This window comes from Pseudomonas sp. W3I7 (genome assembly GCF_030816095.1).
Taxonomy (GTDB): domain Bacteria; phylum Pseudomonadota; class Gammaproteobacteria; order Pseudomonadales; family Pseudomonadaceae; genus Aquipseudomonas; species Aquipseudomonas salomonii.
The window spans coordinates 5,201,939-5,226,311 of record NZ_JAUSXP010000001.1; the positions used below are offsets into that span (position 1 = coordinate 5,201,939).

Annotated in this window: 29 protein-coding genes and 3 pseudogenes; 12 read left to right on the plus strand and 20 right to left on the minus strand. The window is 59.6% G+C overall.

Annotation, left to right across the window (positions count from 1 at the left end):
* Positions 1–104: 104 nt before the first annotated feature.
* From QF043_RS23995 to QF043_RS24005, 3 genes are read right to left on the minus strand one after another with little or no spacing between them, the layout of a single operon-like run.
* Positions 105–725: an SOS response-associated peptidase gene (locus QF043_RS23995; RefSeq protein WP_056859005.1), complete on the minus strand. Its 621-nt coding sequence runs from the start codon at positions 723–725 to the stop codon at positions 105–107.
* A gap of 37 nt (positions 726–762) precedes the next feature.
* Positions 763–1,023, minus strand: a complete 261-nt coding sequence (locus QF043_RS24000) for a putative signal transducing protein (RefSeq protein WP_017138212.1) — start codon at positions 1,021–1,023, stop codon at positions 763–765.
* A 12-nt stretch (positions 1,024–1,035) separates the two neighbouring features.
* Positions 1,036–1,215, minus strand: a complete 180-nt coding sequence (locus tag QF043_RS24005; protein WP_307420433.1) for a CPXCG motif-containing cysteine-rich protein — start codon at positions 1,213–1,215, stop codon at positions 1,036–1,038.
* A 131-nt stretch (positions 1,216–1,346) separates the two neighbouring features.
* Between QF043_RS24005 and QF043_RS24010 the strand changes: the two genes are divergently transcribed.
* A complete protein-coding gene (locus tag QF043_RS24010; RefSeq protein WP_307420434.1) occupies positions 1,347–2,510 on the plus strand; it encodes a 1-acyl-sn-glycerol-3-phosphate acyltransferase in 1,164 nt (387 codons plus the stop codon).
* Positions 2,511–2,677: 167 nt separating this feature from the next.
* On the opposite strand, the gene QF043_RS24015 is transcribed toward QF043_RS24010, so the two are convergent.
* Positions 2,678–2,935: a hypothetical protein gene (locus tag QF043_RS24015; protein ID WP_307420435.1), complete on the minus strand. Its 258-nt coding sequence runs from the start codon at positions 2,933–2,935 to the stop codon at positions 2,678–2,680.
* A gap of 183 nt (positions 2,936–3,118) precedes the next feature.
* Between QF043_RS24015 and QF043_RS24020 the strand changes: the two genes are divergently transcribed.
* Positions 3,119–3,328, plus strand: a complete 210-nt coding sequence (locus QF043_RS24020; RefSeq protein WP_056859008.1) for a hypothetical protein — start codon at positions 3,119–3,121, stop codon at positions 3,326–3,328.
* A gap of 71 nt (positions 3,329–3,399) precedes the next feature.
* On the opposite strand, the pseudogene QF043_RS24025 reads toward QF043_RS24020, so the two are convergent.
* Positions 3,400–3,985 (minus strand): annotated as a pseudogene (locus QF043_RS24025) (YajG family lipoprotein).
* 182 nt (positions 3,986–4,167) lie between these two features.
* On the opposite strand from QF043_RS24025, the gene QF043_RS24030 reads away from it, so the two are divergent.
* Together QF043_RS24030 and mqo are read left to right on the plus strand one after the other, a co-directional pair.
* Complete coding sequence (locus QF043_RS24030; RefSeq protein WP_081321407.1) at positions 4,168–4,401, plus strand: hypothetical protein; 234 nt, start codon at positions 4,168–4,170, stop codon at positions 4,399–4,401.
* 722 nt (positions 4,402–5,123) lie between these two features.
* Positions 5,124–6,632: a malate dehydrogenase (quinone) gene (gene mqo / locus QF043_RS24035; protein WP_307420437.1), complete on the plus strand. Its 1,509-nt coding sequence runs from the start codon at positions 5,124–5,126 to the stop codon at positions 6,630–6,632.
* A 53-nt stretch (positions 6,633–6,685) separates the two neighbouring features.
* Here the strand turns inward: mqo and QF043_RS24040 are convergent, their stop codons facing one another.
* From QF043_RS24040 to QF043_RS24055, 4 genes and pseudogenes are all read right to left on the minus strand, one after another.
* Complete coding sequence (locus QF043_RS24040; protein WP_307420438.1) at positions 6,686–6,973, minus strand: PA4642 family protein; 288 nt, start codon at positions 6,971–6,973, stop codon at positions 6,686–6,688.
* Positions 6,974–7,163: 190 nt separating this feature from the next.
* Positions 7,164–7,650 (minus strand): annotated as a pseudogene (locus tag QF043_RS24045) (hypothetical protein).
* Between the two features lie 36 nt (positions 7,651–7,686).
* The gene (locus tag QF043_RS24050) at positions 7,687–8,154 is read right to left on the minus strand and encodes a WbuC family cupin fold metalloprotein (RefSeq protein WP_307420439.1); all 468 of its coding nucleotides are present in this window, start codon (positions 8,152–8,154) and stop codon (positions 7,687–7,689) included.
* Between the two features lie 3 nt (positions 8,155–8,157).
* A complete protein-coding gene (locus QF043_RS24055; protein WP_003216150.1) occupies positions 8,158–8,715 on the minus strand; it encodes a hypoxanthine-guanine phosphoribosyltransferase in 558 nt (185 codons plus the stop codon).
* 164 nt (positions 8,716–8,879) lie between these two features.
* On the opposite strand from QF043_RS24055, the gene upp reads away from it, so the two are divergent.
* Together upp and QF043_RS24065 are read left to right on the plus strand one after the other, a co-directional pair.
* A complete protein-coding gene (gene upp, locus QF043_RS24060; RefSeq protein ID WP_017138223.1) occupies positions 8,880–9,518 on the plus strand; it encodes a uracil phosphoribosyltransferase in 639 nt (212 codons plus the stop codon).
* A 2-nt stretch (positions 9,519–9,520) separates the two neighbouring features.
* The gene (locus QF043_RS24065; RefSeq protein ID WP_017138224.1) at positions 9,521–10,795 is read left to right on the plus strand and encodes a uracil-xanthine permease family protein; all 1,275 of its coding nucleotides are present in this window, start codon (positions 9,521–9,523) and stop codon (positions 10,793–10,795) included.
* Between the two features lie 127 nt (positions 10,796–10,922).
* Here the strand turns inward: QF043_RS24065 and hisC are convergent, their stop codons facing one another.
* The 11 genes and pseudogenes from hisC to QF043_RS24115 all read right to left on the minus strand — a co-directional run bounded on the left by hisC (position 10,923) and on the right by QF043_RS24115 (position 18,995).
* Positions 10,923–11,975, minus strand: a complete 1,053-nt coding sequence (gene hisC, locus QF043_RS24070) for a histidinol-phosphate transaminase (RefSeq protein ID WP_307420441.1) — start codon at positions 11,973–11,975, stop codon at positions 10,923–10,925.
* Between the two features lie 3 nt (positions 11,976–11,978).
* Complete coding sequence (gene hisD / locus QF043_RS24075) at positions 11,979–13,298, minus strand: histidinol dehydrogenase (RefSeq protein WP_056859015.1); 1,320 nt, start codon at positions 13,296–13,298, stop codon at positions 11,979–11,981.
* 127 nt (positions 13,299–13,425) lie between these two features.
* Positions 13,426–14,061, minus strand: a complete 636-nt coding sequence (gene hisG / locus QF043_RS24080) for an ATP phosphoribosyltransferase (RefSeq protein WP_003188599.1) — start codon at positions 14,059–14,061, stop codon at positions 13,426–13,428.
* Between the two features lie 120 nt (positions 14,062–14,181).
* A pseudogene (locus QF043_RS30880) lies at positions 14,182–14,277 on the minus strand (N-acetyltransferase); the annotation flags it as partial.
* Between the two features lie 25 nt (positions 14,278–14,302).
* Positions 14,303–15,568 (minus strand): UDP-N-acetylglucosamine 1-carboxyvinyltransferase, encoded by a 1,266-nt coding sequence (murA, locus tag QF043_RS24085; RefSeq protein ID WP_017138227.1) that lies wholly within the window; start codon positions 15,566–15,568, stop codon positions 14,303–14,305.
* A 23-nt stretch (positions 15,569–15,591) separates the two neighbouring features.
* Positions 15,592–15,846: a BolA family protein gene (locus QF043_RS24090; protein ID WP_307420442.1), complete on the minus strand. Its 255-nt coding sequence runs from the start codon at positions 15,844–15,846 to the stop codon at positions 15,592–15,594.
* Positions 15,847–15,960: 114 nt separating this feature from the next.
* The gene (locus QF043_RS24095; RefSeq protein ID WP_307420443.1) at positions 15,961–16,266 is read right to left on the minus strand and encodes a lipid asymmetry maintenance protein MlaB; all 306 of its coding nucleotides are present in this window, start codon (positions 16,264–16,266) and stop codon (positions 15,961–15,963) included.
* Positions 16,263–16,910: a phospholipid-binding protein MlaC gene (locus QF043_RS24100; RefSeq protein ID WP_307420444.1), complete on the minus strand. Its 648-nt coding sequence runs from the start codon at positions 16,908–16,910 to the stop codon at positions 16,263–16,265. The genes QF043_RS24095 and QF043_RS24100 overlap by 4 nt, the downstream gene beginning before the upstream one ends.
* An 11-nt stretch (positions 16,911–16,921) precedes the next feature.
* A complete protein-coding gene (gene mlaD / locus QF043_RS24105; protein WP_005784855.1) occupies positions 16,922–17,389 on the minus strand; it encodes an outer membrane lipid asymmetry maintenance protein MlaD in 468 nt (155 codons plus the stop codon).
* Entirely contained in the window at positions 17,389–18,186 is a 798-nt protein-coding gene (gene mlaE, locus QF043_RS24110) for a lipid asymmetry maintenance ABC transporter permease subunit MlaE (RefSeq protein WP_056859019.1), read from the minus strand. Before mlaE ends, mlaD begins: the two co-directional genes overlap by 1 nt.
* Complete coding sequence (locus QF043_RS24115; RefSeq protein ID WP_005784851.1) at positions 18,186–18,995, minus strand: ATP-binding cassette domain-containing protein; 810 nt, start codon at positions 18,993–18,995, stop codon at positions 18,186–18,188. Before QF043_RS24115 ends, mlaE begins: the two co-directional genes overlap by 1 nt.
* Before the next feature lie 287 nt (positions 18,996–19,282).
* Between QF043_RS24115 and QF043_RS24120 the strand changes: the two genes are divergently transcribed.
* From QF043_RS24120 to QF043_RS24145, 6 genes are all read left to right on the plus strand, one after another.
* Positions 19,283–20,257 (plus strand): KpsF/GutQ family sugar-phosphate isomerase, encoded by a 975-nt coding sequence (locus tag QF043_RS24120; RefSeq protein WP_307420445.1) that lies wholly within the window; start codon positions 19,283–19,285, stop codon positions 20,255–20,257.
* A complete protein-coding gene (locus QF043_RS24125; protein WP_056859021.1) occupies positions 20,258–20,782 on the plus strand; it encodes an HAD family hydrolase in 525 nt (174 codons plus the stop codon).
* Between the two features lie 8 nt (positions 20,783–20,790).
* Entirely contained in the window at positions 20,791–21,363 is a 573-nt protein-coding gene (lptC, locus tag QF043_RS24130) for an LPS export ABC transporter periplasmic protein LptC (RefSeq protein ID WP_056859022.1), read from the plus strand.
* Positions 21,350–21,922, plus strand: a complete 573-nt coding sequence (gene lptA / locus QF043_RS24135; RefSeq protein WP_065930282.1) for a lipopolysaccharide transport periplasmic protein LptA — start codon at positions 21,350–21,352, stop codon at positions 21,920–21,922. Before lptC ends, lptA begins: the two co-directional genes overlap by 14 nt.
* Positions 21,922–22,647, plus strand: coding sequence for an LPS export ABC transporter ATP-binding protein (gene lptB / locus QF043_RS24140; RefSeq protein ID WP_016974288.1), 726 nt, complete (start codon positions 21,922–21,924; stop codon positions 22,645–22,647). Before lptA ends, lptB begins: the two co-directional genes overlap by 1 nt.
* Positions 22,648–22,831: 184 nt before the next feature.
* Entirely contained in the window at positions 22,832–24,325 is a 1,494-nt protein-coding gene (locus QF043_RS24145; protein WP_305457774.1) for an RNA polymerase factor sigma-54, read from the plus strand.
* Positions 24,326–24,373: the final 48 nt, after the last annotated feature.

Here is a 24,373-nt window from a genome sequence, read left to right on the forward strand (position 1 = left end):
TTTTGAGGCCGCCTTCGCGAGCAAGCCCGCTCCCACATTTGACGGTGTTCACAAATCAAAATGTGGGAGCGGGCTTGCTCGCGAAGAGGCCAGCACATTCAACCTCAACCCGGAGTCAGGCACTCCGGCCCATTCAACTTGGGATCATTGACCATATTCGCCAGCACCCGCTCGCGCAACGCTGCAGGCTCGCTGGCCAACAAACCCTGCAGCACATGCAATGGCGTCTCGGGGTTTAACCATGCCTCTTGCCCCGCCGCATCCAGAATCAACGGCCGCCGCTGGCTCTGCGCAGCCTGGGTCACCACCGCTGTACTCAGCCACACCTGCTCCTGCACCGGATAAGCCTCCCAGATCGCCGCAAAAAACAGCGTCGAGCCTTCGCCCGGCGTCAGCCAATACGGGCGTTTACGCTGGGTGCCGCGCCATTCGTAGAAACCGTTGGCCGGCAGCAGGCAGCGGCGCTGGCGCAAGGCTTCGCGAAACATCGGTTGTTCGGCCAGGGTTTCGGCGCGCGCGTGGGCTGGCGTGCGCGAAAGGTCGGTGAGCCACGGTGGCGTGAGGCCCCAGCGCGCACGGGCCAGGGTGCGCTGGCCTTCGCTCAGGCGCTGGATCAGCACCGAATCATTCGGGGAGATGTTCCACTGGGCCTGCTGATCGGCCGGGAAGCCCGGCAAGGCAGCAAAAGAAGGGTTCCAGCGAAACAGGGCATAACGTCCACACATGGGGCAACACGACTCTTGGGGTAAACCGACCGACAGCCTAACAGACCAACACGTCGGGGAAGCTGTCGGGTTCATCGCCGGGCATGGGTTGCGCGCCGTTATAGGCCGTAATCAATTCACGGGCGTAGGCGGCCTGGTCGTTGTCCACTTCCAGGCCCAACAGGCCGAAGATCGGCAATTCGCCGGTGCCACCGAGCAAATGGCGCCCCACCAGGTGCGCCTCGATGCCTTCGCTGGCAAGCATCTGTTGCAGCAGCTCGCCTTCCATCAGGTTTTCCGGTTCGTAGATTCGCTGCATGGGGCGTTCCTGTTACTCGTTTTCGCTGCGCACGCTCAGCATCCATTCTTCCTCGTGCACCTGTAGCTCGAAAGTAATGGGCCGGCAGCACACCGGGCAATCCTCTATATATTGCTGATCACCTCCCGACAGGTCCAGCAACGCCGTGACCACCTCTCCACAATAAGGACATTCGTACGACTCCTCTTCCATCGCGGTCTCCCAGGTGACTTGTGCGTATAATCGCCGGTCTATTTACAGGGCTATTCACGGCAGAGCCAATATTGCGGCCGCACCCTGATATTTCCTTTACTTACCCTAGCCGTTTCTAACAAGAGAGCATGATGGGCGAATTCGATACCATCCGACCTTACAACGACAGCGAAGTCCCGGCCGTGCTGGCGCGGCTGTTCAGTGACAAGGCCTTTCTGGACATCCTGACTCACTTTCGCTTCCCGCGCTTTGCCGGCGCCCTGGGCTGGCTGCTCAAGCCGATGATCGCCCGCAAGCTGCGCCGTGAATTTGCCGGCGTCACCACCGTGGCCACGCTGCAGGACAAAGTCGAGTATTACGTCGATCACACCATTGATCGCGCGACCGACGGCGTGACCTATACCGGCGTCGAGCAGCTCAAGTCCGGCACCGCCTATCTGTTTCTGGCCAACCACCGCGATATCGTGATGGACCCGGCCTTCGTCAACTATGCCGTGTACCACGCCGGCCTGCCGACGCCACGTATCGCCATCGGCGACAACCTGCTGCAAAAGCCGTTTGTCAGCGACCTGATGCGCCTGAACAAGAGCTTCATCGTGCACCGCTCGATCACTGGGCGAAAGGAGAAGATGGCGGCGTATAACCTGCTGTCGGCCTATATCAACCATTCGATCCGCAACGACTGCCAGTCGATCTGGATCGCCCAGGCCGAAGGCCGCGCCAAGGATGGCGATGATCGCACCGAGTCGGCAATCCTCAAGATGTTCCACGTCAGCCGCAAGGACGAGCCGTTTGCCGAGGTGATCCAGTCGCTGAACCTGACGCCGGTGTCGATCAGCTATGAATACGACCCGTGCGACAGCGCCAAGGCCCGCGAGCTGTACATCCGCGCCACCACCGGCACCTACAGCAAGGCGCCAGGCGAAGACGATGTGAGCATTGCGCTGGGCATTACCGGCTACAAGGGCCGCGTGCACGTGAACTTTGCCCCGCCGATTACCGAGCGTTTTGAAGACACCAAGCTGCTGGCCGTGGAAATGGACCGGCAGATTCTCGGCGGTTATCGCCTGTTCCCGGTGCATTACCTGGCGTATGCGCAATGGAGCGACGCCGACCCGCAATTGCAGGTGCCCGCGGCAGCCGAGGTGTTCCCGGCCGATGAGCTGGCCAAGGCCAAGGCGGAGTGGGAGCGGCGTTTGAATGAGTGCCCGGCTGAGCACCGACCGTTTTTGGTGGTGCAGTATGCGACGCCGGTAAGGAATCAATACCGGGTCAAGGCCGGGATTCCTCTCTAAACACCACCAAGGTGTGGGGCATCTCTGGAGAGGGAGCTTGCTCCCGCTGAACCGGGCTGGCGCTCCAGTGCGTAGCGCTCCGATCTTTTTGGGGCCGCTTCGCTGCCCAGCGGGAGCAAGCTCCCTCGCCACAACAAGCCCGCTCCCACATTGGTTTTGCGGTGGTTTTAGAGGTGGGTGCTGAGCCAGGACACAGCCAGCGCCAGGGCGAGGCAGGCAAACCCGACGCGGTAAGCCAGGCGATGCGACCGTTCGGTACGCACATCCAGAAACAACATCGGTTGGTCGATCGCGCGGTCTTCGCTTTGGGCGGTCAGGTCGGCCAGCGCTCGCTGCTCGCGCAGGCGGGTAATGAACAGCAGCGCTGCACCCAAGCAGGCCACCAATAAAGCCACAGCATTGATCAACAGTGCGGGCAGCGCCATCGCAAACCTCGGTAGACGAGTGTCCTGGTATCACTTCAGATACAAACCTGAATGATATTGGCCTCCTGCCGCTGAAACGTTCCGTCCCCCATGTACGGTTAATGTATCCAGTAATTTACAGCGTCACCTGAACGTCACCTTAACAAGCCACTCTGTTGCCCTTCGAACGCTTGGGAGCTTGTCATGCTGCACGCACAAAACCAGGATCGGCTGTACCTGATGGCCCAGAACGATGAGCAGGAAGCGCTGGTCGGCGGCCTTGCATTCAACGTCCAGGACCGCCACTGGCTGGTGTATTGCGCCCTCGGCGGGCACCAGCATGCCGACCTGCCGGAGCTGGACTTGCTCACAGGCGTGAGTGTGCTGGACTTTTATGTCGAAACGGCTGCATGAAGGCTACAGGCATAAAAAACCGGGCTCATTGCTGAGCCCGGTGATCGGGGCGTTGCGCGCCCGCCTGACGGTTACTGCGCGTTGAGAAGCGAACCGATGCTCGGGTCTTTGAACAAGCGCGTCAGGGCGTCGCTCAACACGTCGCTGACCAGCTTGGTATTGGTTTCCTGGTTCGGCGACATACCAAAACGCTGGTTCAGGGACGCGCCGTAGCGGCCACTGTAGCGGGCGTGTGCCGGCGCTGACGTCGGACTTGAAGGTCGCGCCGATGGACGCTTCCGTCACATACAGGCCTTCTTTGGGCGACTGGTACTTGAGCTCAGCCAGGGTGATGGTCAACTGCGGCGCGCCCGGCGAGTTGGCCGGGGTAAAGCCCAGCAGGCGCACGGCGGCTTCAGCCTGGGCTTGCAGCTTGGGCAGCACGTCCTGGCCCTGGACCGAAATCAGCGCCGTCTCAGGGTACAGGCCACCACGGGAGCCCAGGGTGGGCGAAGGACGACCATCTACCACGCGCACCGACACCGGCTGGCCATGGCCGACAGGCGCCAGTTGCGCCGTGACTTTAGGTTGCGGGCTGAGTTGTTGCGGGCTGTTGGCGCAGCCAACCAGGGTCAAACTGGTCACAGTGATCAAACCGAACAACAGGCGTTGCAACATACTCATTTCTCCAGGACGGGGTGCAAACAGGCCACCAGTATAACGGCGCATGTGGGCCACTCACCAGCCATCCTGAACGTCAGCTGAAGGCGGGCCGAAATTACAATTTCGCATAATTTCGTCACTCCACTGTCATGGCACACTGGCAACCTTCGAGCATGTAACGTAACAGGTACAAAGCCATGCGCCTTCTTAAATCATTGTTCATGTCACACCCCCGCCATCGCCACTACGCACGGCTCGATGCCAACGGCCATTGCGTGGCGTTCAAGCAGTGCAGCCTGCCACCTGTGGGCGATGGCTGGGTGGAAGTCTCGGAGACTCACCTGGGCTGGATGCACCGTCCACTGCCGATGAGTGCCCGAATCAGCCCGCAGGTTGCTCACAGGCATTCGCGGCACGCACTGGCTTCCTGAACAGCCCTAATAAAAGTCACAAAACACGCCCATTTCCCCGACGTTCTTCGCTACAATCTCCCCCCGATTATAAGGACGTCTCCTGATCGGGCCCCGCAGCACCGTTAATGCCTCGGTATTAACCCCCCAATCGCCCACAGAGAGCCGCCCACACAGATCGAGTGAAGCTGGCGCGCTTGCTGATTTCTTTGCAAACCACCCCTCTTTGCCGAATCTGCCAGAGCTGCCATTGCGCTCGGCCACTTGAGTTGTTTGCCCGTCTTGCCGCGTGTCGGCAGGGGTTTACGGGCCAGGTGCCAGGCTGGGGCAGCCCTTTTTTGAGGTTCACGTCTTCAAAAGAGCGTGAAAAAACGGGTTTTCACAACTTCACAAGAGTGTGGCGAGCAAATGAATAGTTTGGCGTTTGTACAAGCACCATCAGCGTCTGGAACAGCCCAACCACACAGGACCGAGTACTCCTCAAACACCGGAGCTTGAGCCTGTCCGCTACGGATTGGTTGCACGAATCGCACGCTTTGACCATAAGTCGAATTGCCACAGGCGCCCATGAATGCGTTCATAGGCAGATTAGCCGGCAGGAAGCGTGTGCTGAAGTTGCAAAGAATTGCGAAACGGACATGGCGATCCTGGCCATGGGTAACCTGGGGCAACACGTGAACCGCCCCGTCACTCCTGGCAGCCATGCCGTCAATTTGGTGCTGCAGATTTTGGAGACGCGTTAAATGGCGCATAACGAAGCAGTCGACGTAGTACTGGTAGGGGCCGGCATCATGAGTGCCACCCTGGCCGTATTGCTCAAAGAGCTCGACCCCGGCCTCAAGCTGGAAGTCGTTGAGCTGATGGATTCGGGTGCCGCGGAGAGTTCCAACCCGTGGAACAACGCCGGCACCGGCCACGCCGGGCTGTGTGAGCTGAACTACACGCCGCAGGCCGGCGACGGCTCCATCGACATCAAGAAAGCCGTGCACATCAACACCCAGTTCGAGGTGTCGAAGCAGTTCTGGGCGTACCTGACCAAAAAGGGCACCTTTGGCTCGTCCAAGTCCTTTATCAGCCCGGTGCCGCACCTGAGCTTCGTGCAAGGCGACAAAGGCGTGTCCTTCCTCAAGAAGCGCTTTGAAACCCTCAGCCAGCACCATGCGTTCTCGGACATGCATTACACCGAAGACCGCAATGAGATGGCCGAGTGGATGCCGCTGATGATGCCGGGCCGCCCGCTCGATGAAAAAATCGCGGCCACCCGCGTGATGAACGGCACCGACGTCAATTTCGGCGCCCTGACCAACCAACTGCTGTCGCACCTGACCAGCGCACCAGATGCCCAGGTCAAGTACAGCAAGCGCGTCACCGGCCTCAAGCGCAATGGCGCGGGCTGGACCGTGAGCATCAAGGACGTCAACAGCGGTAACAGCCGCGAAGTCGACGCCAAGTTCGTCTTCCTCGGCGCCGGGGGCGCGGCCCTGCCGCTGCTGCAAGCTTCGGGCATCGAAGAGAGCAAAGGCTTCGGTGGCTTTCCGGTCAGTGGCCAGTGGCTGCGGTGCGACAACCCGGAAGTGGTCAAGCACCACCAGGCCAAGGTTTACAGCCAGGCCGCCGTGGGCTCGCCGCCGATGTCGGTGCCGCACCTGGACACCCGCGTGGTCGATGGCAAGAAATCCCTGCTGTTCGGGCCATACGCCGGCTTTACCACCAAGTTCCTCAAGCACGGCTCGTTCCTCGACCTGCCGCTGTCGGTTCGCGCCGGCAACATCGGCCCGATGTTGGCAGTCGCTCGCGACAACATGGACCTGACCAAGTACCTGGTCAGCGAAGTGATGCAATCCATGGAGCAGCGCCTGGAATCCCTGCGCCGCTTCTATCCGCAAGCCAAAGCCGAAGACTGGCGCCTGGAAGTGGCCGGCCAACGGGTGCAGATCATCAAGAAAGACCCGAAAAAAGGCGGCGTGCTGCAATTCGGCACCGAGCTGGTCGCGGCCAAAGACGGCTCGCTGGCAGCCCTGCTGGGCGCGTCCCCAGGCGCTTCGGTGACGGTTTCGATCATGCTGGAACTGATCGAGCGCTGCTTCCCGGCCAAGGCTGCCGGAGAGTGGGCGGCCAAGCTGCACGAGATCTTCCCGGCGCGGGAAAAAGTGCTGGAGACGGATGCTGAGCTGTATCGCAAGATCAATGCGCAGAACAACATCAGCCTGGAGCTGGTTGCGCAAAGCAACGAGGCCGAAAGCTACGCTTAAGACCTGGCTGCAAAAAAAACGCCCCTCGGGGCGTTTTTTTGTGGCTCGAATAATCAGCCGCGAGCTTTTACGATCAGCTCGATGTAGTCGGGTGCGTTGCGCTGGTCCTTGATAATCTCGACGAAGGTCTGGCCATGCTCATCCTTGCCGTCCAGGTCCAGGCCTGCTTCCTTGAAAAAGCCCAGGAAGCGCTCGAAGTCGTCGATACGCAGGCCTCGGTAAGCCTTGATCAGCTTGTGCAGGGACGGAGAGGTCGCGTCGACCGGCTCGAAATCCAGGAACAACTTGATCTGGTCGTCGCCGATCTCGTCACCAATCACCTGTTTCTTATCTTTACGCATTACCGACTCCAGCCTGCAGACATTTACACGGGAGAGGAAGTCTACCTGCCAGACACCGCCTTCGAAAACAACCAAACACACATGTGGGAGCTGGCTTGCCTGCGATGGCGGTGCATCAGTGACAGTCGGGCCAACTGACCCGCTGCCATCGCAGGCAAGCCAGCTCCCACATTGACTGCATTCGGCTTAATTACTTTGCGCGAACCGCCCCTGTGTGCAGGTCCGCCCAGATATGCCCGTTGGCATAACTGAGGAACTGTACATACACCGTGTCATTGCGCAGCAGGTCGACAATCACTCGATATTGCGCCATCGGGTAAGAAAGGGTCAGGGTCTTGCTGGCGTCATCAAACAGCGGCTTTTTCAGGCTTTTGCTTTCGGCGTCGAAATTGAGCACCACCTGGGCGATGGTCGCGCCTTTGTTCAGGGATTTGCCCTTGAGGCGGATCATCAACGGCGAGGTCACCGGAATCGGCTGTTGCGTTGATTGCCGCTGGTTACCCACCACCACCGCATATTCGGTAACTTGCAGCAGTTGCTGCTGCTCGGGCGTTTGCGCGCGCAGGGTGAGGTCATCCGGCGGGCAGGAACTGGCTGTGCATCGGCGCGGGCGCGGCAGCCAGTGGCAAACTGAGAGTCAACGCCAGGGCGGCGCAGGTGCGTGTCAACAGGCTCATGGGCCGCTCCGTAGAAAGGTAGCCGAGCACTGTAGCTCAATCGAACTGGGCGAGCATCCAGCGTTGGTACTCGGCCACACCGGCATCGCCTTCGCGGGGCGCCCAGTCGGGTGACTCGCCCTCGCCTATCGGTCGATATGGCCCGGCCTTGCATTCAAACATCACGCTGTCGGGTTCCAGCACCACCAGGCCATGAAACACGCCTGGCGGCAAATCGACGCCTGCGCACTCGCCGCCCGCCTGCAAAATGCGCTTGGCAATCACCTCGCCGGTGTCGCTGAACACCAGTATGCCGAGGCTGCCCTTGAGCACCAACAAGGTTTCCGCCTTGTCGGCACTCAGGTGCCGATGCGGCGGTACATAGGTGTCGGGTTGCAGGCCGACGGCCAGGCGATGACAGGGTTCTTTCATCTGATGCAAGTTGTGATGGTGCCGGCCGCGAGGGCTGGCGGCCGCTTTCTCGGCCAATTGCGCGAACAGCGTCTGATCAAGAAAGCGTGCCATGGTTTACATCCCTTTAACCGCGTAAATGCCATTGGCGTTACGCCAGTAGCCTTTGTAGTCCATACCGTAGCCGAAAATGTAACGGTCGATGCACGGCAGACCGACGTAATCGGCTTTGAGGTCCGGGCGGGCCTTGCGGTCGTGGTCTTTGTCGATCAATACGGCGGTGTGCACTTTGCGCGCACCGGCGTGCTTGCAGAAGTCGATGATCGCGCCCAGGGTGTGACCTTCATCGAGGATGTCGTCGATGATCAGCACGTCGCGGTCGATGAACGAGACTTCCGGCTTGGCTTTCCAGAACAGGTCGCCGCCGCTGGTCTCGTTGCGATAACGGGTGGCATGCAGGTACGAGGCTTCCAGCGGGAATTGCAGATGAGTCAGCAATTTGCCGGCGAAAATCAGGCCGCCGTTCATCACGCAGAAGACCACCGGGTTGGTGTCGGCCATTTCGCGGCTGATGTGTGCGCCGACCTTGGCGATCGCTTCTTCGACTTGCGCTTCGGTGTACAGGCAGTCAGCCTCGCGCATGATTTGACGGATATGCTCGAGATCAGCGGACATGGCGCTCTCCAAGGGGGTGCTGTGGCAAGAAAAGCGGGCAAAGGTACGCATGTGAGGCGCAACGATCAAGCCTTAATGGACTAACGTACTAGATGTCTATAGGACAACACCCTCGGATAGATTAATCTAGGCCGGTTTTTTTGCCCGCCGCCGGAGCCTTTCCCATGCCCACTCGCGAGATCCGCCACCCGCTGATCCGACACAAACTCGGCCTTATGCGCCGTGCCGACATTAGCACGAAGAATTTCCGTGAGCTTGCTCAGGAAGTCGGAGCGCTGCTGACTTATGAAGCGACCAAGGATTTGCCGCTTGAAACCTACGAGATCCCCGGTTGGGCCGGTCCCGTACAAGTGGAGAAAATCGCCGGTAAGAAAATCACCGTAGTGCCTATCCTGCGCGCCGGTATCGGCATGCTCGAAGGCGTGCTCAGCCTGATCCCGGGCGCCAAGGTCAGCGCTGTGGGCGTGGCCCGCAATGAAGAAACCTTGCAGGCGCACACCTACCTGGAAAAACTCGTCCCGGAAATCAACGAACGCCTGGCAATGATCATCGACCCGATGCTCGCCACCGGCAGTTCCATGGTTGCCACCATCGACCTGCTGAAAAAAGCCGGCTGCAAGGACATCCGCGCCATGGTCCTGGTGGCTGCACCCGAAGGCATCGCCGCCGTTGAAAAGGCTCACCCGGACGTGCAGATCTACACCGCCTCCATCGACGAGCGCTTGAACGAACACGGCTACATCATCCCAGGCCTGGGCGATGCCGGTGACAAGATCTTCGGCACCAAGCAGAAGGACGCGTGAGCATGCAGGATGAATTCAACGACCCGCTTTGGCGCCAGATCCTGTCTGGCGCACAAATGCTGTTTGTAGCATTTGGCGCGCTGGTGTTGATGCCACTGATCACAGGTCTTGATCCAAACGTCGCACTGTTTACCGCAGGCCTGGGCACGTTGCTGTTCCAGGTGGTGACAGGGCGGCAGGTGCCGGTATTCCTGGCATCGAGCTTTGCGTTTATCACGCCGATCATTCTCGCCAAGGGCCAGTTCGGCCTCGCGGCGACCATGGGCGGCGTGATGGCGGCCGGTTTCGTTTACACCTTCCTGGGCCTGGCCGTGAAGGTCAAGGGCACCGGGTTCATCGACCGCCTGCTGCCGCCGGTGGTGATTGGCCCGGTAATCATCTCGATTGGCCTGGCCATGGCGCCGATTGCCGCCAACATGGCGATGGGCAAAGCCGGGGATGGCAGCGAGCTGATCCATTACCAGACGGCGATGCTGATTTCGATGCCGGCACTGCTGACCACCCTGATCGTTGCGGTATTCGGCAAAGGCATTTTCCGCCTGGTGCCGATTATCTCCGGCGTGCTGGTCGGCTTTGCCATGTCGTTCTACTTTGGTGTGGTCGACACGGCGAAGATCGCCGCCGCGCCGTGGTTCGCCCTGCCCCACTTCACCGCGCCGGAGTTCAACTGGCAGGCGATTCTGTTTATCGTCCCGGTGGCCCTGGCCCCGGCGATCGAACATATCGGCGGCGTGATTGCGGTGGGCAGCGTGACCGGTCGCGATTACCTGAAGAAGCCCGGCCTGCACCGCACCTTGCTGGGTGACGGGATTGCCACCACCGCTGCCGGCCTGTTCGGCGGCCCGCCAAACACCACCTACGCCGAAGTGACTGGCGCAGTGATGCTGACCAAGAACTACAACCCGAAAATCATGACCTGGGCGGCAGTGTTTGCCATCAGCCTGGCGTTTATCGGCAAGTTCGGCGCGTTGCTGCAAAGCATCCCGGTACCGGTGATGGGCGGGATTCTGTGCCTGCTGTTCGGCTCGATTGCGGCGGTGGGCATGAACACGCTGATTCGCCACAAGATCGACCTGGGCGAGGCGCGCAATCTGGTGATTGTGTCGGTGACCCTGGTGTTCGGGATTGGCGGTGTGCTGGTCGGCACCGGCACTGGCCCGGATGACTTCGGCCTCAAGGGCATCGCCCTGTGTGCGGTGGTAGCGATTGGTTTGAACCTGCTGCTGCCGGGCAATGATGGCTGGAAGAACAAGAAGCCGGATGAGCCGTTGATCTAATTAGCACCGCAAAACTAAATGTGGGAGCGGGCTTGCTCGCGAATGCGGAGTGTCAGTCGATAAACATGTGACTGATACACCGCATTCGCGAGCAAGCCCGCTCCCACATTTTTTTATTCAGTGTGGCTTAGAGCTCACCGAGGCCATCGATCAGCGCCTGGTTCTGCTCCGGCGTACCGATGCTGATCCGCAGGAACTGGGCAATCCGCTCCTGCTTGAAGTGCCGCACAATCACCCCTTGCTCACGCAGCTTTGCGGCCAAACCCGCGGCGTCGTGCCGTGGGTGACGGGCAAAGATGAAGTTGGCCGCTGAAGGCAACACTTCAAAACCTTTGCCCTCCAATTGCGCGACCACCGTGTTGCGGCTGTCGATCACCTGCTTGCAGGTCTTCTCGAAATACTCACGGTCCTCAAACGCCGCCGCCGCCCCGACAATCGCCAGGCGATCCAGCGGGTAGGAGTTGAAGCTGTTCTTGACCCGCTCCAGCGCTTCGATCAGGTCTGGGTGGCCCACGGCCAGGCCTACACGCAAACCGGCCAGTGAGCGCGATTTGGACAGGGTCTGGGTCACCAGCAGGTTTGGGTAGCGATCCACCAGGCTGATGGCGGTTTCGCCGCCGAAGTCGATATAGGCCTCATCCACCACCACCACCGAATCCGGGCTGGCCTTGAGAATCTGTTCCACCGCGTCCAGCGCCAGTACGCAGCCAGTCGGCGCGTTCGGGTTGGGGAAGATGATCCCGCCGTTGGGCTTGGCGTAGTCGGCCACGCGGATCTGGAATTGCTCGTCCAGCGGCACCGGGGCGGACTGGATGCCGTAAAGGCCGCAGTACACCGGGTAGAAGCTGTAGCTGATGTCCGGGAACAGCAGCGGCAAGTCGTGCTGGAACAGGCCGTGGAAGATGTGCGCCAGCACTTCGTCGGAGCCGTTGCCGAGAAACACTTTGCCGGCGTCAACGCCGTAGTACTTGGCCACGGCCTGCTTGAGCAGGTCGCTGTTGGGGTCGGGGTACAAACGCAGGTTTTCGTTCAACTCGGCCTGCATCGCCGCCAGCGCCTTGGGCGATGGGCCGTAGGGGTTTTCATTGGTGTTGAGCTTGACCAGTTTGGTCAGCTTGGGTTGTTCGCCGGGTACGTAAGGCACGAGGTCCTTGACGAAGGGGCTCCAGAATTTGCTCATGCCTCATTTCCCCTCTTCAAGGATGCGATATTCGGCGCTGCGCGCGTGGGCGCTTAGCGATTCACCACGGGCCAGCACCGAGGCAGTCTTGCCCAGTTCGGAGGCGCCTTGTGGCGAGCAGAAGATAATCGACGAACGCTTCTGGAAGTCATACACCCCCAGCGGCGATGAGAACCGCGCGGTGCCCGACGTCGGCAGCACGTGGTTGGGGCCGGCGCAGTAGTCGCCCAGGGCTTCGCTGGTGTGGCGGCCCATGAAGATCGCACCGGCGTGGCGAATCGACGGCAGCCAGGCCTGCGGGTCGGCTACAGATAATTCCAAGTGCTCCGGCGCAATGCGGTTGGCCACTTCGATGGCCTGTTCCATGTCACGCACCAGAATCAGCGCACCACGGCCATTGATCGACTTCTCGATGATCTCGGCGCGGTCCATGGTCGGCAGCAGCGTGTTGATGCTGGCGGCGACCTTGTCGAGGAATTCGGCGTCCGGGCTGACCAGAATCGCCTGGGCGTCTTCGTCGTGCTCGGCCTGGGAAAACAGGTCCATGGCGATCCAGTCCGGGTCGGTCTGGCCGTCGCACACCACGAGGATTTCCGAAGGGCCGGCTATCATGTCGATACCGACCTGGCCAAACACGTGGCGCTTGGCGGTGGCGACATAGATGTTGCCTGGGCCAACCACCTTGTCGACCTTCGGCACGCTTTCGGTGCCGTAGGCCAGGGCCGCAACGGCTTGCGCACCACCAATAGTGAACACGCGGTCGACGCCGGCGATGCAGGCAGCGGCCAGCACCAGCTCGTTGATTTCACCACGCGGGGTCGGCACCACCATGACCACTTCGGTTACGCCCGCCACTTTGGCCGGGATCGCGTTCATCAGCACCGATGACGGGTACGAGGCCTTGCCGCCGGGCACGTACAAACCGGCGCGGTCCAGCGGCGTGACTTTTTGGCCCAGCACGGTGCCGTCGGCTTCGGTGTAGCTCCAGGAATCCTGTTTCTGTTTTTCGTGGTAGCTGCGCACCCGCGCCGCCGCCACTTCCAGGGCTTGGCGCTGGGGTGCCGTGATGCGTGTCAGCGCCAGCTCCAGGCGTTCACGGGGCAGGATCAGGTCAGCCATGGACTTCACGTCCAGGCCGTCGAACTGACGGGTGAAATCCACCAGCGCCGCATCACCGCGCTCACGCACAGCCTTGATAATGTCGAGCACTCGCTGGTTGACCGAGTCGTCAGACACGCTTTCCCAGCTCAGCAGATGATCCAGATGATGGGCGAAATCCGGGTCGGCAGCGTTGAGTCGGGCAATTGCAGTGGACGTGGTCATAGCGAGGGCCTCAATAGAATTGGCAAAAACTCAGGCGCCCTAAACTAGCAGTCATTTCCGCTTGGGCACCTGAGAATTCTGGCTATGAGGCGGATAGACGGGCGCGGCCTAAGGCCGCGCGGGTGAGTCAACCGCGGTGTCGAGACTCCACTGCCTTGCGCAGGGTGTCGATCAACGCCTGGATACGGGCGTGCTGCATTTTCATGGAAGCTTTGTTGACGATCAGGCGGGAGCTGATGTCAGCAATGAAATCCTGGGGTTCGAGGCCGTTGGCACGCAGGGTGTTGCCGGTGTCGACCACGTCGATGATCTTGTCGGCCAGGCCGATCAGCGGCGCCAGCTCCATCGAGCCGTAAAGCTTGATGATGTCGACCTGACGGCCTTGCTCGGCGTAGTAGCGCTTGGCGACGTTGACGAACTTGGTGGCCACGCGCAGGCGGCCTTTGGGCTCAACATCACCGACACGGCCGGCGGTCATCAGCTTGCACAGCGCAATACGCAGGTCCAACGGCTCGTACAAGCCCTGACCACCGTATTCCATCAACACGTCTTTACCGGCCACACCGAGGTCGGCGGCGCCATGTTCAACGTAGGTCGGCACGTCGGTAGCCCGTACGATCAGCAGGCGTACATCGTCCTGGGTCGTGGGGATGATCAGCTTGCGGCTCTTGTCCGGATTCTCGGTCGGCACGATGCCCGCTTCAGCCAGAAGCGGCAAAGTGTCGTCAAGGATGCGGCCCTTGGACAGTGCGATGGTCAACATGGGAAACGTCAGTCCTTCATCAGGCTATTGCTGTCCGGTCGCAAACGGCGCCAGACACAGATCGAGGCCATTACAGCCTCGATTTGAAACAAATTCAGCAGGATCAACAGCAAACACAGCCCTGTGGCGAGGGAGCTTGCTCCCGCTGGACTGCGCAGCAGTCCCGTTCTTGGGGGCCGCTTCGCGACCCAACGGGAGCAAGCTCCCTCGCCACAGGTGACGGTGTTTACAGTTCCAGGAGCTAGCCCGGTACGCGGCGGATTTTAGCGCCGAGCATCTGCAGTTTTTCTTCGATGCACTCGTAACCACGGTCGATGTGGTAAATGCGGTCGATCAGGGTGTCGCCGTCCGCGCACAGCGCCGAAATCACCAGGCTGGCCGAGGCACGCAGGTCGGTTGCCATCACTGGCGCGCCCTTGAGCTTGTCGATGCCGGTAACGATGGCGGTGTTGCCTTCGACCTGAATCTTGGCGCCCATGCGGTGCAGTTCATACACGTGCATGAAGCGGTTTTCGAAGATGGTCTCGATTACGGCGCCTGTGCCTTCGGCAATCGCGTTCAAGGAAATGAACTGCGCCTGCATGTCGGTCGGGAACGCCGGATAAGGAGCCGTACGCACGTTGACGGCTTTTGGCCGCTTGCCGTGCATGTTCAGCTCGATCCAGTCCTCACCGGTAGTGATTTCAGCACCGGCTTCCTTGAGTTTTTCCAGCACGGCTTCCAGGATGGTCGGATCGGTGTCCTTGACCTTGACGCGGCCACCGGTAACGGCGGCGGCAACCAGGTAGGTGCCGGTCTCGATACGGTCCGGCATCACTTTGTAGGTGGCCGAGTGCAGACGCTTCACACCGTCGATAGTGATGGTGTCAGTGCCGGCGCCGGTGATGTTGGCACCCATGGCGATGAGGAAGTTGGCCAGGTCGACCACTTCAGGCTCGCGCGCAGCGTTTTGCAGCACGCTGCGACCGTTCGCCAGGGCGGCGGCCATCATGATGTTCTCGGTACCGGTGACGCTGACGGTATCAAAGAAGAAGTTGGCACCGCGCAAACCGCCTTCCGGCGCCTTGGCCTTGATATAGCCACCTTCTACGTCGATGACCGCGCCCATGGCTTCAAGGCCACGGATGTGCAGGTCGACAGGGCGCGAGCCAATCGCGCAACCGCCAGGCAGTGCGACTTCAGCTTCGCCAAAACGGGCAACCATCGGGCCCAGCACCAGGATCGAGGCACGCATGGTTTTCACCAGTTCGTACGGAGCGATCAGGGTCTTGATGGTGCGCGGGTCGATTTCGACAGACAGCTTCTCGTCGATCACCGGCTCAATACCCATGCGACCGAACAGCTCGATCATGGTGGTGATGTCGTGCAGGTGCGGCAGGTTGGCCACGGTTACCGGGCCATCGCACAGCAGGGTCGCTGCCAGGATCGGCAAGGCGGAGTTTTTTGCACCGGAAATGCGGATCTCGCCATCAAGGCGGGCACCACCGGTAATAATCAATTTATCCATAAGAATCTCGACGCCTTGGGGGCTCAGGTACGCTCGGCCCAGGCCGCGCGGCTGAAAAATTTCATAGTAACCGCGTGGATGCTGCCATCGGTGATCCACGGGTTCAAATGGGCATAGATCTGCTGTTGACGCTTGACCGGGCTTAATTTTGCCAGTTCATCGCTAATCACGTTCAGCTGGAAATTGCAGCCTTCGCCTTCAACTTCTACCTGCACTTGTGAAGAAAGGCTTTCGGGCAGCTTTTCTTCAAGGAAGCTCTTAACTTCGTAGGCCTGCATGCTCAACCTCTATCGGCGCCCAGTGCGCACGGGTCGCACATCATACAAAAAAGCCCCGCGCCTGCGAACCCCGCATAGCAGGACTCTGACGGGGGGCTTCTTTAATAATGCGTATTAAGGATGCGCCAACAACTCGGTAATACCGGAAACTTCAGCGATTTCACGCATGTCTTCAGGCATTGAGCGGATGCTGACCGGTTTCTTGGCCGCTTGCGCATCACGCATAAAGCACAGCAACAACGACAAGCCGACGCTGCTGGACTTGCTCACCGCCGAGCAATCAAGCACCAGCGCTGGTGCATTACTGCTGTTGATCAGCGCCTGGCCCTGCTTGCGCAGGTCAGGCCCGGTGCGGTAATCCAGCACGCCACTGAGGAACAACTCGCCGGCGTCACCAAGACGAACAGCCGACTCGGTCATTGCGCAGGCTTCCCGGCTTGTTTGTCGGTTTCTTCCTTGGCCTTGGCGACTTCACCGGCCCAACCATTGATGGTTTTGTCCAGGTTATTGCCATTACGCTGCATCGCATCAGCGAACTGATCGCGGAACAGCTTGCCGATGTTGATGCCGTTGATGATCACGTTGCGCAGTTTCCACTCGCCCTTGACCTTCTCCAGCGTGTACTGAACCGGGTAAATCGCGCCGTTGTTGCCTTTGACGGTCATGTTGACGCTGGTGCGGTCACCCGACTCATCCCCGGCGGGAGCAACGGTAATACCTTGGTTGTTGTACTCAAGCAGGGCATTGCCATAGAACTGGAACAGGCCCTTCTTGAAGTTTTCCTGAAAGGTCTGCATCTGCGCAGGCGTGGCCTTGCGCGAATACTTGACCGTCATGATGCTGCGGGAAATGCCCTCGGCATCGACCACAGGACCCACAATGGTGTTGAGCGCATCGTAGAACTTGGTGGGGTCTTGCTTGTACTGCTCTTTGTTGGCAGTCAGGTCAGCCAGCATCTTGTTGGTCGTGTCCTGCACCAGATCGTGCGCAGAACCCGCCGCGTTGGCCATCAACGGCAGTGCTGCCAGCAGCACCAGCAGGCCACGTCGCAAGGTAGAGATCATGAACAGGTTCCTCATTTGGCGTCTTTATTGACCGTATTGAGCAGGAATTTACCGATCAAGTCTTCAAGCACCAACGACGACTGTGTGTCGTGGATTGTCGAACCATCCTTGAGCAGGGCCGTTTCCCCACCCACGCTGACGCCGATGTACTTCTCGCCCAGCAGCCCAGCAGTGAGGATAGATGCAGTGGAGTCAGTCGGCAGATTATCTACCTTCTTGTCGACTTGCATGGTCACCCGGCCAGTGAAGCTGTCGCGATCCAGATCGATTGCCGTGACCTTGCCGATGGTTACACCAGCCATGGTCACTTTAGCTCTGACCGTCAAACCGGCGATATTGTCGAAGTACGCGTAAAGTTTATAAGTATCGGCGGTGGGGCTGGCCGAAAGGCCGCTGACTCGCAGGGCGAGCAACAGTAAAGCCAGGATGCCAGCCAGCAAGAAAAGGCCGACACCGATTTCCACAGTGCGGTTTTGCATCAGAAATCTCCAAACATCAAGGCGGTCAAAATGAAGTCAAGGCCCAGTACCGCCAGCGAGGCGTACACAACGGTCTTGGTGGTGGCGCGACTGATCCCTTCTGAAGTGGGCTCACAGTCATAGCCTTGGAATACGGCGATCCAGGTAACTACAAAGGCGAAAACGATGCTTTTGATGATGCCATTGAGCACGTCGCCGCTGAAGGTCACGCTGTTTTGCATGTTGCCCCAGTACGAGCCGTCATAAACGCCCAACCAGTCAACCGCCACCCACGAACCACCCCAGATGCCCACCACGCTGAAAATCATCGCCAGCAGCGGCAGGGATATGAAGCCGGCCCACAGGCGCGGGGCAACAATATATTTAAGCGGGTCCACGCCGATCATTTCCAGGCTGGACAACTGCTCGGTGGACTTCATGTTGCCGATTTCGGCGGTCAATGCAGAACCCGCACGCCCGGCGAACAGCAAGGCGGTGACCACCGGCCCCAGCTCACGCAGCAGTGTCAGGGCAACCATCTGCCCGACTGCCTGCTCTGAACCGTAGCTGGAGAGGATATTGAACCCCTGCAACGCCAGCACCATGCCGATGAATATCCCGGACACCACGATGATGACCAGGGACATCACACCCACCGAATGCAGCTGCTTGATCAGCAGGCCGAAACCGCCGCCAATGCCGCCACGCCCGAGCAGCGCGTGAAACAGGAAAATCGTCGAACGCCCCAGAACCTCGATCAAGTCGATGCCGGAGCGGCCGAAAAGGCGAACCTTCTCGATTAAAGATGTCTTGCGCATCAGCGCTTCCCCAGAAGATCTGAGCGGTAGTCCGCTGCCGGAAAATGAAAAGGCACCGGGCCATCGGGATCGCCGGTCATGAATTGGCGAATGCGCGGGTTGTCAGCGTTCATCAGCTCTTCGGGCGTGCCCTGCCCCAGCACCTGGCCATCGCCGACGACATAAAGGTAGTCAGCAATGCTCGCGGTTTCGGCCAGGTCGTGGGAAACCACGATGCTGGTGATCCCCAACGCATCGTTGAGCAGGCGGATCAGGCGCACAAGCACGCCCATGGCGATCGGGTCCTGGCCTACGAACGGCTCGTCATACATGAGAATCTGCGGGTCGAGGGCGATTGCTCGCGCCAGCGCAACACGGCGCTTCATGCCACCGGACAACTCGTCGGGCATCAGGTCGATAGCACCGCGCAGGCCCACGGCCTGCAATTTGAGCAGCACAATGTCACGAATCATTTCATCGGACAGCTGGGTATGCACCCGCAGCGGAAACGCTACGTTTTCGAAAACGTCGAGGTCGGTAAACAGGGCACCGCTCTGGAACAGCACGCCCATATGCTTGCGCGCATCGAACAGATCGCTGCGCGACAGGGTCGGCAGGTTCTGGCCGTTGACCCACACTTCGCCGGCGCTGGGCCGCAATTGCATGCCCATCAGGCGCAACAGAGTGGTCTTGCCGCAACCGGAAGGCCCCATGATGCCCGTGACTTTGCCGCGGGGAATGCGAATATCGACGTTATTGAAGATGCTGCGCGAACCGCGCTTGAAGGTAAGGCCCTTCAGCTCGACCGCGTAGGCGTTATCGGCACTCATCTAATCTCCTTGGGATGCAGCCTTTCACTCAGACACCATGCTTGCGACTTTCGTTTGCAACAGATGCACAAAAGTTAGCGGCATGGCTTGGGCCGACCGAACTGGCGGCGAACTATATCACTGCTGGTACAGAGCCCCCAAGGCCGGAACAGCGCTTGTTCAGATTCGGGACAGGGAAAACACCTGACTGAGCATCAATAGCAGGCACCTGCTGAATAACTAGCGTGAGGGATTTGATCATTACCGCTATAATCGCCGACTTTTCGTCAGGCTATACGATTTCAGACATGAGCCAATCCAGCGACCTTATTCAATCCGCACAACGCACCATCCGCCTCGAGCTTGAAGCCGTAGAAGGTTTACTGGCCCATATCGACGCAGATTTCGTACGCGCCTGCGAGATGATTCTGGCCAGCAAGGGCCGCGTGGTGGTGGTCGGCATGGGCAAATCCGGCCACGTTGGCAACAAGATCGCCGCCACCCTGGCCAGCACCGGGACCACGGCGTTTTTCGTGCACCCGGCCGAAGCCAGCCACGGTGACATGGGCATGATCACCAAGGAGGACATTATCCTGGCGCTGTCGAACTCCGGCACCACCAACGAAATCGTGACCTTGCTGCCCTTGATCAAGCGCCTGGGCATCAAGATGATCAGCCTCACCGGCAACCCGGAATCCACGCTGGCCAAGGCTGCCGAAGTCAATTTGAACGTGCATGTGGCCCACGAAGCCTGCCCTCTTAACCTGGCACCGACCTCCTCCACCACCGCCGCCCTGGTGATGGGCGACGCCCTGGCCGTGGCGTTGCTGGAAGCCCGTGGTTTTACCGCTGAAGACTTCGCGTTTTCGCACCCGGGCGGCGCGCTGGGTCGTCGCCTGCTGCTCAAAGTGGAAAATGTCATGCATTCGGGCGATGAACTGCCCCACGTACAACGCGGCACCCTGCTCAAAGACGCACTGATGGAAATGACCCGCAAGGGCCTGGGCATGACCGTGATCCTGGAAGCCGACGGGCGCCTGGCCGGGGTCTTCACCGACGGCGACCTGCGCCGCACCCTGGACCGCACCATCGATATCCACACCGCGACTATCGATGCGGTGATGACGCCCCACGGCAAGACAGCCCGCCCCGAGATGCTTGCAGCCGAAGCGCTGAAGATCATGGAAGACCATAAGATTGGCGCGCTGGTGGTGGTCAATAGTGACGACCGCCCGATCGGCGCCCTGAACATGCACGACTTGCTGCGTGCGGGAGTGATGTAAATGACCAGCGACCTGCTGCAACGCGGCAAAAACATCAAACTGGCGATTTTCGACGTGGACGGCGTGCTGACCGATGGCCGCCTGTACTTCCTCGAAGATGGCAGCGAATTCAAGACCTTTAACACCCTCGACGGCCAGGGCATCAAAATGTTGATGGCCGCCGGTGTGCAAACGGCCATTATCAGTGGTCGAAAGACACCGGTTGTGGAACGCCGCGCACAAAACCTGGGGATTCCTCACCTGTATCAAGGCCGTGAGGATAAACTGGTGGTTCTGGACGAGCTTCTTGGCCAACTCAACCTAAGCTATGAGCAGGTTGCGTACCTGGGTGATGATCTGCCTGACCTGCCGGTCATTCGCCGAGTAGGCCTGGGCATGGCCGTCGCCAATGCGGCGGCATTTGTGCGTGAACACGCCCATGGCATTACTGTCGCACGTGGCGGTGAAGGCGCGGCCCGCGAGTTCTGCGAATTGATCCTGCGTGCCCAGGGCAGTCTTGAAGCGGCCCACGCCGCCTACTTATAGAGCGTTTTATGCTGAGCAAAAAGATTCGCAACTTCCTGTTATTCGGAGTCATCGCCGCGCTGTTCCTGGCGGTGGGCTACTGGAATATCAGCCCGGAGCGCTTTCTCGACAAGCCTGTTGCGCAGGTGGACGAGGGGCTGATCGACAATTTCGCCACCAATGCCTATACGGTGCAGTTCATGCCAGACGGCAAGGTCCAATACGAGATGACCTCCGATAAGGTGGAGCACGTCAAAGCCTCCGACGTCAGCCTGCTGACCAACCCGGACCTGAACCTGTTCCGCGGCACCGACTTTCCGTGGCACGTCACCAGCAAACGTGGCGAGGTCAATGCGGACGGCACCCAGGTTGAGTTGATCGACTCGGTGCGCGTCGCGCGCACCGATGAACAGAAGCGCGACACCATCATCACCAGCAGTCGCATGACCGTTTTCCCACAACAGCAATATGCGCAGACCGAGCAAGACGTTAGAATTGACGGCGCTGGCGGTGTATCGACTGGCAAGGGAATGAAAGCGTATTTGAAAGAAAGCAGGATACACCTGCTATCGAACGTAAGAGGACAGTATGAGGCTCGTTAAAACTCTCCCTATTTTGCTCGGTCTGGGCGCAGCACTGGGAAGCGTGAGCGCCTGGGCTCTGCCGAACGATAGCCAGCAACCGATCCGCATTCAGGCTGACGATGCGCAGCTGGATGACAAGCAAGGTGTCGCCACCTATTCCGGTGGCGTGGTCATTATCCAGGGTTCGATGAAGATTACCGGCAACACGGTAACGCTGACTCGTACCCCGGCTGGTGACATCGACGTGGTGACTTCGGTAGGCAACCTGGCTTACTTCGAACAGATGCAGTCGGTTACCGACAAGAAGCCGATGCAGGGCTACGGTAAGACCATCCAATATCACGCCCAGCAGAACCGCATTGTCCTGATCGACCAGGCACGGGTTGTCAGCACTGACGGCAACACCACCGAAGGTGAAAAAATCACCTACGACACCGTCAAACAGATCGCCACCGCCGGTCGCGCCAATGGCAGCAAGGTCACGCAACCCCGTCCTCGCATCGACATGGTGATCCAGCCGAAACAGAAAGACGCTGCCGCCCCTGCGCCTAAACCCGCTGCGAAGAAGACGAACTAATGGCAACCCTGAAAGCCCAGCATCTGGCCAAAGCTTATAAAAGCCGTCAGGTCGTACGCGACGTCAGCCTGTCGATCGACAGCGGCCAGATCGTCGGCTTGCTCGGCCCTAACGGCGCCGGCAAGACCACCTGCTTCTATATGATTGTTGGCCTGGTCCAGGCGGATCAGGGCCGTGTATTGATTGACGATCTGGACGTCAGCCACCAGCCGATGCACGGTCGTGCACGCGCGGGTATCGGCTATCTTCCCCAGGAGGCGTCGATCTTCCGCAAACTGTCGGTGTCCGACAACATCATGGCGATCCTCGAGACCCGCAAGGAGCTCGACCGCGACGGCCGTCGCAAAGAGCTGGAAAGCCTGCTGCAGGAATTCCACATCAACCACATCCGCGACAACCTCGGCATGAGCTTGTCCGGTGGTGAGCGTCGCCGTGTGGAAATCGCCCGTGCACTGGCTACCGCGCCGAAGTTCATCCTGCTGGACGAACCTTTTGCCGGTGTCGACCCGATCTCGGTTGGCGATATCAAGCAGATCATCCATCACCTCAAGGCCAAGGGCATCGGTGTATTGATCACCGACCACAACGTGCGTGAGACGCTCGATATCTGCGAAACCGCCTATATCGTCAACGATGGGCAACTGATTGCAGAAGGTGATTCCGCCACTATCCTGGCCAATGAACTGGTGAAGGAAGTGTACCTGGGTCACGAGTTCCGCCTGTAAACACGGTGGTATCAGGCCATTGCCAGGGGCGCGTGCAAGTCAATAAAAACCTCAGTTTTTTTATTGTTACCGCGCTCTAGGCAAAGCCCCTGATATCAGGCATATAATTTGCTTATGTTTGGCGCTCACGCGCCCTGTCGTGGATGGCGCATTGCGCCGGCGAATAAGGTGTTAAGCCCCTGCCATGAAACCATCGCTAGTCCTGAGAATGGGCCAGCAGCTGACGATGACACCGCAGCTGCAACAGGCCATCCGCCTGCTCCAATTGTCGACCCTGGACCTGCAACAGGAAATCCAGGAGGCCCTGGAGTCCAATCCGATGCTCGAACGCCAGGAAGAAGGCGACGACTTCGATAATGCAGACCCGCTGGCCGACAACATCGAGCAAAAACCCAACCCCGACGTGCAGGAACCGTCCTATCAGGAAACCGCCCCTACGGTGGATAACCTGGAGGAAGGCGAATGGAACGAACGCATTCCCAACGAGCTTCCCGTCGACACCGCCTGGGAAGACGTCTACCAGACCAGCGCCAGCAGCCTGCCCAGCAATGACGACGACGAGTGGGACTTCACCACCCGCACGTCCGCCGGCGAGAGCCTGCAGAGCCATTTGCTGTGGCAACTGAACCTGGCGCCGATGTCCGACACCGATCGCCTGATCGCCGTAACCCTGATCGACTGCATCAACAATCAGGGCTACCTGGACGAAACGCTCGACGAGATTCTGGAAGCCTTCGACCCGGAACTGGACATCGAGCTGGACGAAATCGAAGCCGTCCTGCATCGCATCCAACAGTTCGAGCCTGCCGGCATTGGCGCTCGCACCTTGAGCGAATGCCTGTTGCTGCAACTGCGCCAACTGCCGGCCAAGACCCCTTGGCTCGTCGAGGCCCAGCGCCTGGTCACTGACTACATCGACCTGCTGGGCAGCCGCGACTACAGCCAGTTGATGCGCCGCATGAAGCTCAAGGAAGATGACCTGCGCCAGGTCATCGAACTGGTGCAGAGCCTCAACCCGCGCCCCGGCTCGCAGATCGAGTCCAGCGAAGCCGAATATGTCGTGCCTGACGTGATCGTGCGCAAAGACAACGAACGCTGGCTGGTGGAGCTGAACCAGGAGTCGGTACCACGCTTGCGGGTCAACCCGCAGTACGCAGGCTTTGTGCGCCGCGCCGACACCAGCGCCGACAACACCTTCATGCGCAACCAATTGCAGGAAGCGCGCTGGTTCATCAAGAGCCTGCAAAGCCGTAATGAAACCCTGATGAAAGTGGCCACCCAGATCGTCGAGCACCAGCGCGGCTTCCTGGAATATGGCGACGAGGCGATGAAGCCGCTGGTCCTGCATGACATTGCCGAGGCTGTGGGCATGCATGAATCGACGATTTCCCGCGTGACCACACAGAAATTCATGCATACCCCACGCGGTATTTATGAGCTGAAATACTTTTTCTCCAGCCACGTCAGCACCTCCGAAGGCGGTGAATGCTCGTCCACGGCGATCCGCGCGATCATCAAAAAACTGGTTGCGGCGGAAAATCAGAAAAAGCCATTGAGTGACAGTAAGATCGCTGGTTTACTGGAGGCACAAGGCATTCAGGTCGCCCGTCGAACCGTCGCCAAGTACCGCGAGTCCCTCGGGATCGCGCCTTCCAGCGAGCGTAAGCGTTTGATGTGACGGGCGGGCCATAGCGTTCCAGTGGTGGGTATTCCTACCCACCGCTTT

Excerpts from the sequence above, each read along its gene's own strand:
- QF043_RS23995 (WP_056859005.1), bottom strand. The coding sequence starts at position 725 with ATGTGTGGACGTTATGCCCTGTTTCGCTGGAACCCTTCTTTTGCTGCC.
- QF043_RS24000 (WP_017138212.1), bottom strand. The coding sequence starts at position 1,023 with ATGCAGCGAATCTACGAACCGGAAAACCTGATGGAAGGCGAGCTGCTG.
- QF043_RS24005 (WP_307420433.1), bottom strand. The coding sequence starts at position 1,215 with ATGGAAGAGGAGTCGTACGAATGTCCTTATTGTGGAGAGGTGGTCACG.
- QF043_RS24010 (WP_307420434.1), top strand. The coding sequence starts at position 1,347 with ATGGGCGAATTCGATACCATCCGACCTTACAACGACAGCGAAGTCCCG.
- QF043_RS24015 (WP_307420435.1), bottom strand. The coding sequence starts at position 2,935 with ATGGCGCTGCCCGCACTGTTGATCAATGCTGTGGCTTTATTGGTGGCC.
- QF043_RS24020 (WP_056859008.1), top strand. The coding sequence starts at position 3,119 with ATGCTGCACGCACAAAACCAGGATCGGCTGTACCTGATGGCCCAGAAC.
- QF043_RS24030 (WP_081321407.1), top strand. The coding sequence starts at position 4,168 with ATGCGCCTTCTTAAATCATTGTTCATGTCACACCCCCGCCATCGCCAC.
- mqo (WP_307420437.1), top strand. The coding sequence starts at position 5,124 with ATGGCGCATAACGAAGCAGTCGACGTAGTACTGGTAGGGGCCGGCATC.
- QF043_RS24040 (WP_307420438.1), bottom strand. The coding sequence starts at position 6,973 with ATGCGTAAAGATAAGAAACAGGTGATTGGTGACGAGATCGGCGACGAC.
- QF043_RS24050 (WP_307420439.1), bottom strand. The coding sequence starts at position 8,154 with ATGGCACGCTTTCTTGATCAGACGCTGTTCGCGCAATTGGCCGAGAAA.
- QF043_RS24055 (WP_003216150.1), bottom strand. The coding sequence starts at position 8,715 with ATGTCCGCTGATCTCGAGCATATCCGTCAAATCATGCGCGAGGCTGAC.
- upp (WP_017138223.1), top strand. The coding sequence starts at position 8,880 with ATGCCCACTCGCGAGATCCGCCACCCGCTGATCCGACACAAACTCGGC.
- QF043_RS24065 (WP_017138224.1), top strand. The coding sequence starts at position 9,521 with ATGCAGGATGAATTCAACGACCCGCTTTGGCGCCAGATCCTGTCTGGC.
- hisC (WP_307420441.1), bottom strand. The coding sequence starts at position 11,975 with ATGAGCAAATTCTGGAGCCCCTTCGTCAAGGACCTCGTGCCTTACGTA.
- hisD (WP_056859015.1), bottom strand. The coding sequence starts at position 13,298 with ATGACCACGTCCACTGCAATTGCCCGACTCAACGCTGCCGACCCGGAT.
- hisG (WP_003188599.1), bottom strand. The coding sequence starts at position 14,061 with ATGTTGACCATCGCACTGTCCAAGGGCCGCATCCTTGACGACACTTTG.
- murA (WP_017138227.1), bottom strand. The coding sequence starts at position 15,568 with ATGGATAAATTGATTATTACCGGTGGTGCCCGCCTTGATGGCGAGATC.
- QF043_RS24090 (WP_307420442.1), bottom strand. The coding sequence starts at position 15,846 with ATGCAGGCCTACGAAGTTAAGAGCTTCCTTGAAGAAAAGCTGCCCGAA.
- QF043_RS24095 (WP_307420443.1), bottom strand. The coding sequence starts at position 16,266 with ATGACCGAGTCGGCTGTTCGTCTTGGTGACGCCGGCGAGTTGTTCCTC.
- QF043_RS24100 (WP_307420444.1), bottom strand. The coding sequence starts at position 16,910 with ATGATCTCTACCTTGCGACGTGGCCTGCTGGTGCTGCTGGCAGCACTG.
- mlaD (WP_005784855.1), bottom strand. The coding sequence starts at position 17,389 with ATGCAAAACCGCACTGTGGAAATCGGTGTCGGCCTTTTCTTGCTGGCT.
- mlaE (WP_056859019.1), bottom strand. The coding sequence starts at position 18,186 with ATGCGCAAGACATCTTTAATCGAGAAGGTTCGCCTTTTCGGCCGCTCC.
- QF043_RS24115 (WP_005784851.1), bottom strand. The coding sequence starts at position 18,995 with ATGAGTGCCGATAACGCCTACGCGGTCGAGCTGAAGGGCCTTACCTTC.
- QF043_RS24120 (WP_307420445.1), top strand. The coding sequence starts at position 19,283 with ATGAGCCAATCCAGCGACCTTATTCAATCCGCACAACGCACCATCCGC.
- QF043_RS24125 (WP_056859021.1), top strand. The coding sequence starts at position 20,258 with ATGACCAGCGACCTGCTGCAACGCGGCAAAAACATCAAACTGGCGATT.
- lptC (WP_056859022.1), top strand. The coding sequence starts at position 20,791 with ATGCTGAGCAAAAAGATTCGCAACTTCCTGTTATTCGGAGTCATCGCC.
- lptA (WP_065930282.1), top strand. The coding sequence starts at position 21,350 with ATGAGGCTCGTTAAAACTCTCCCTATTTTGCTCGGTCTGGGCGCAGCA.
- lptB (WP_016974288.1), top strand. The coding sequence starts at position 21,922 with ATGGCAACCCTGAAAGCCCAGCATCTGGCCAAAGCTTATAAAAGCCGT.
- QF043_RS24145 (WP_305457774.1), top strand. The coding sequence starts at position 22,832 with ATGAAACCATCGCTAGTCCTGAGAATGGGCCAGCAGCTGACGATGACA.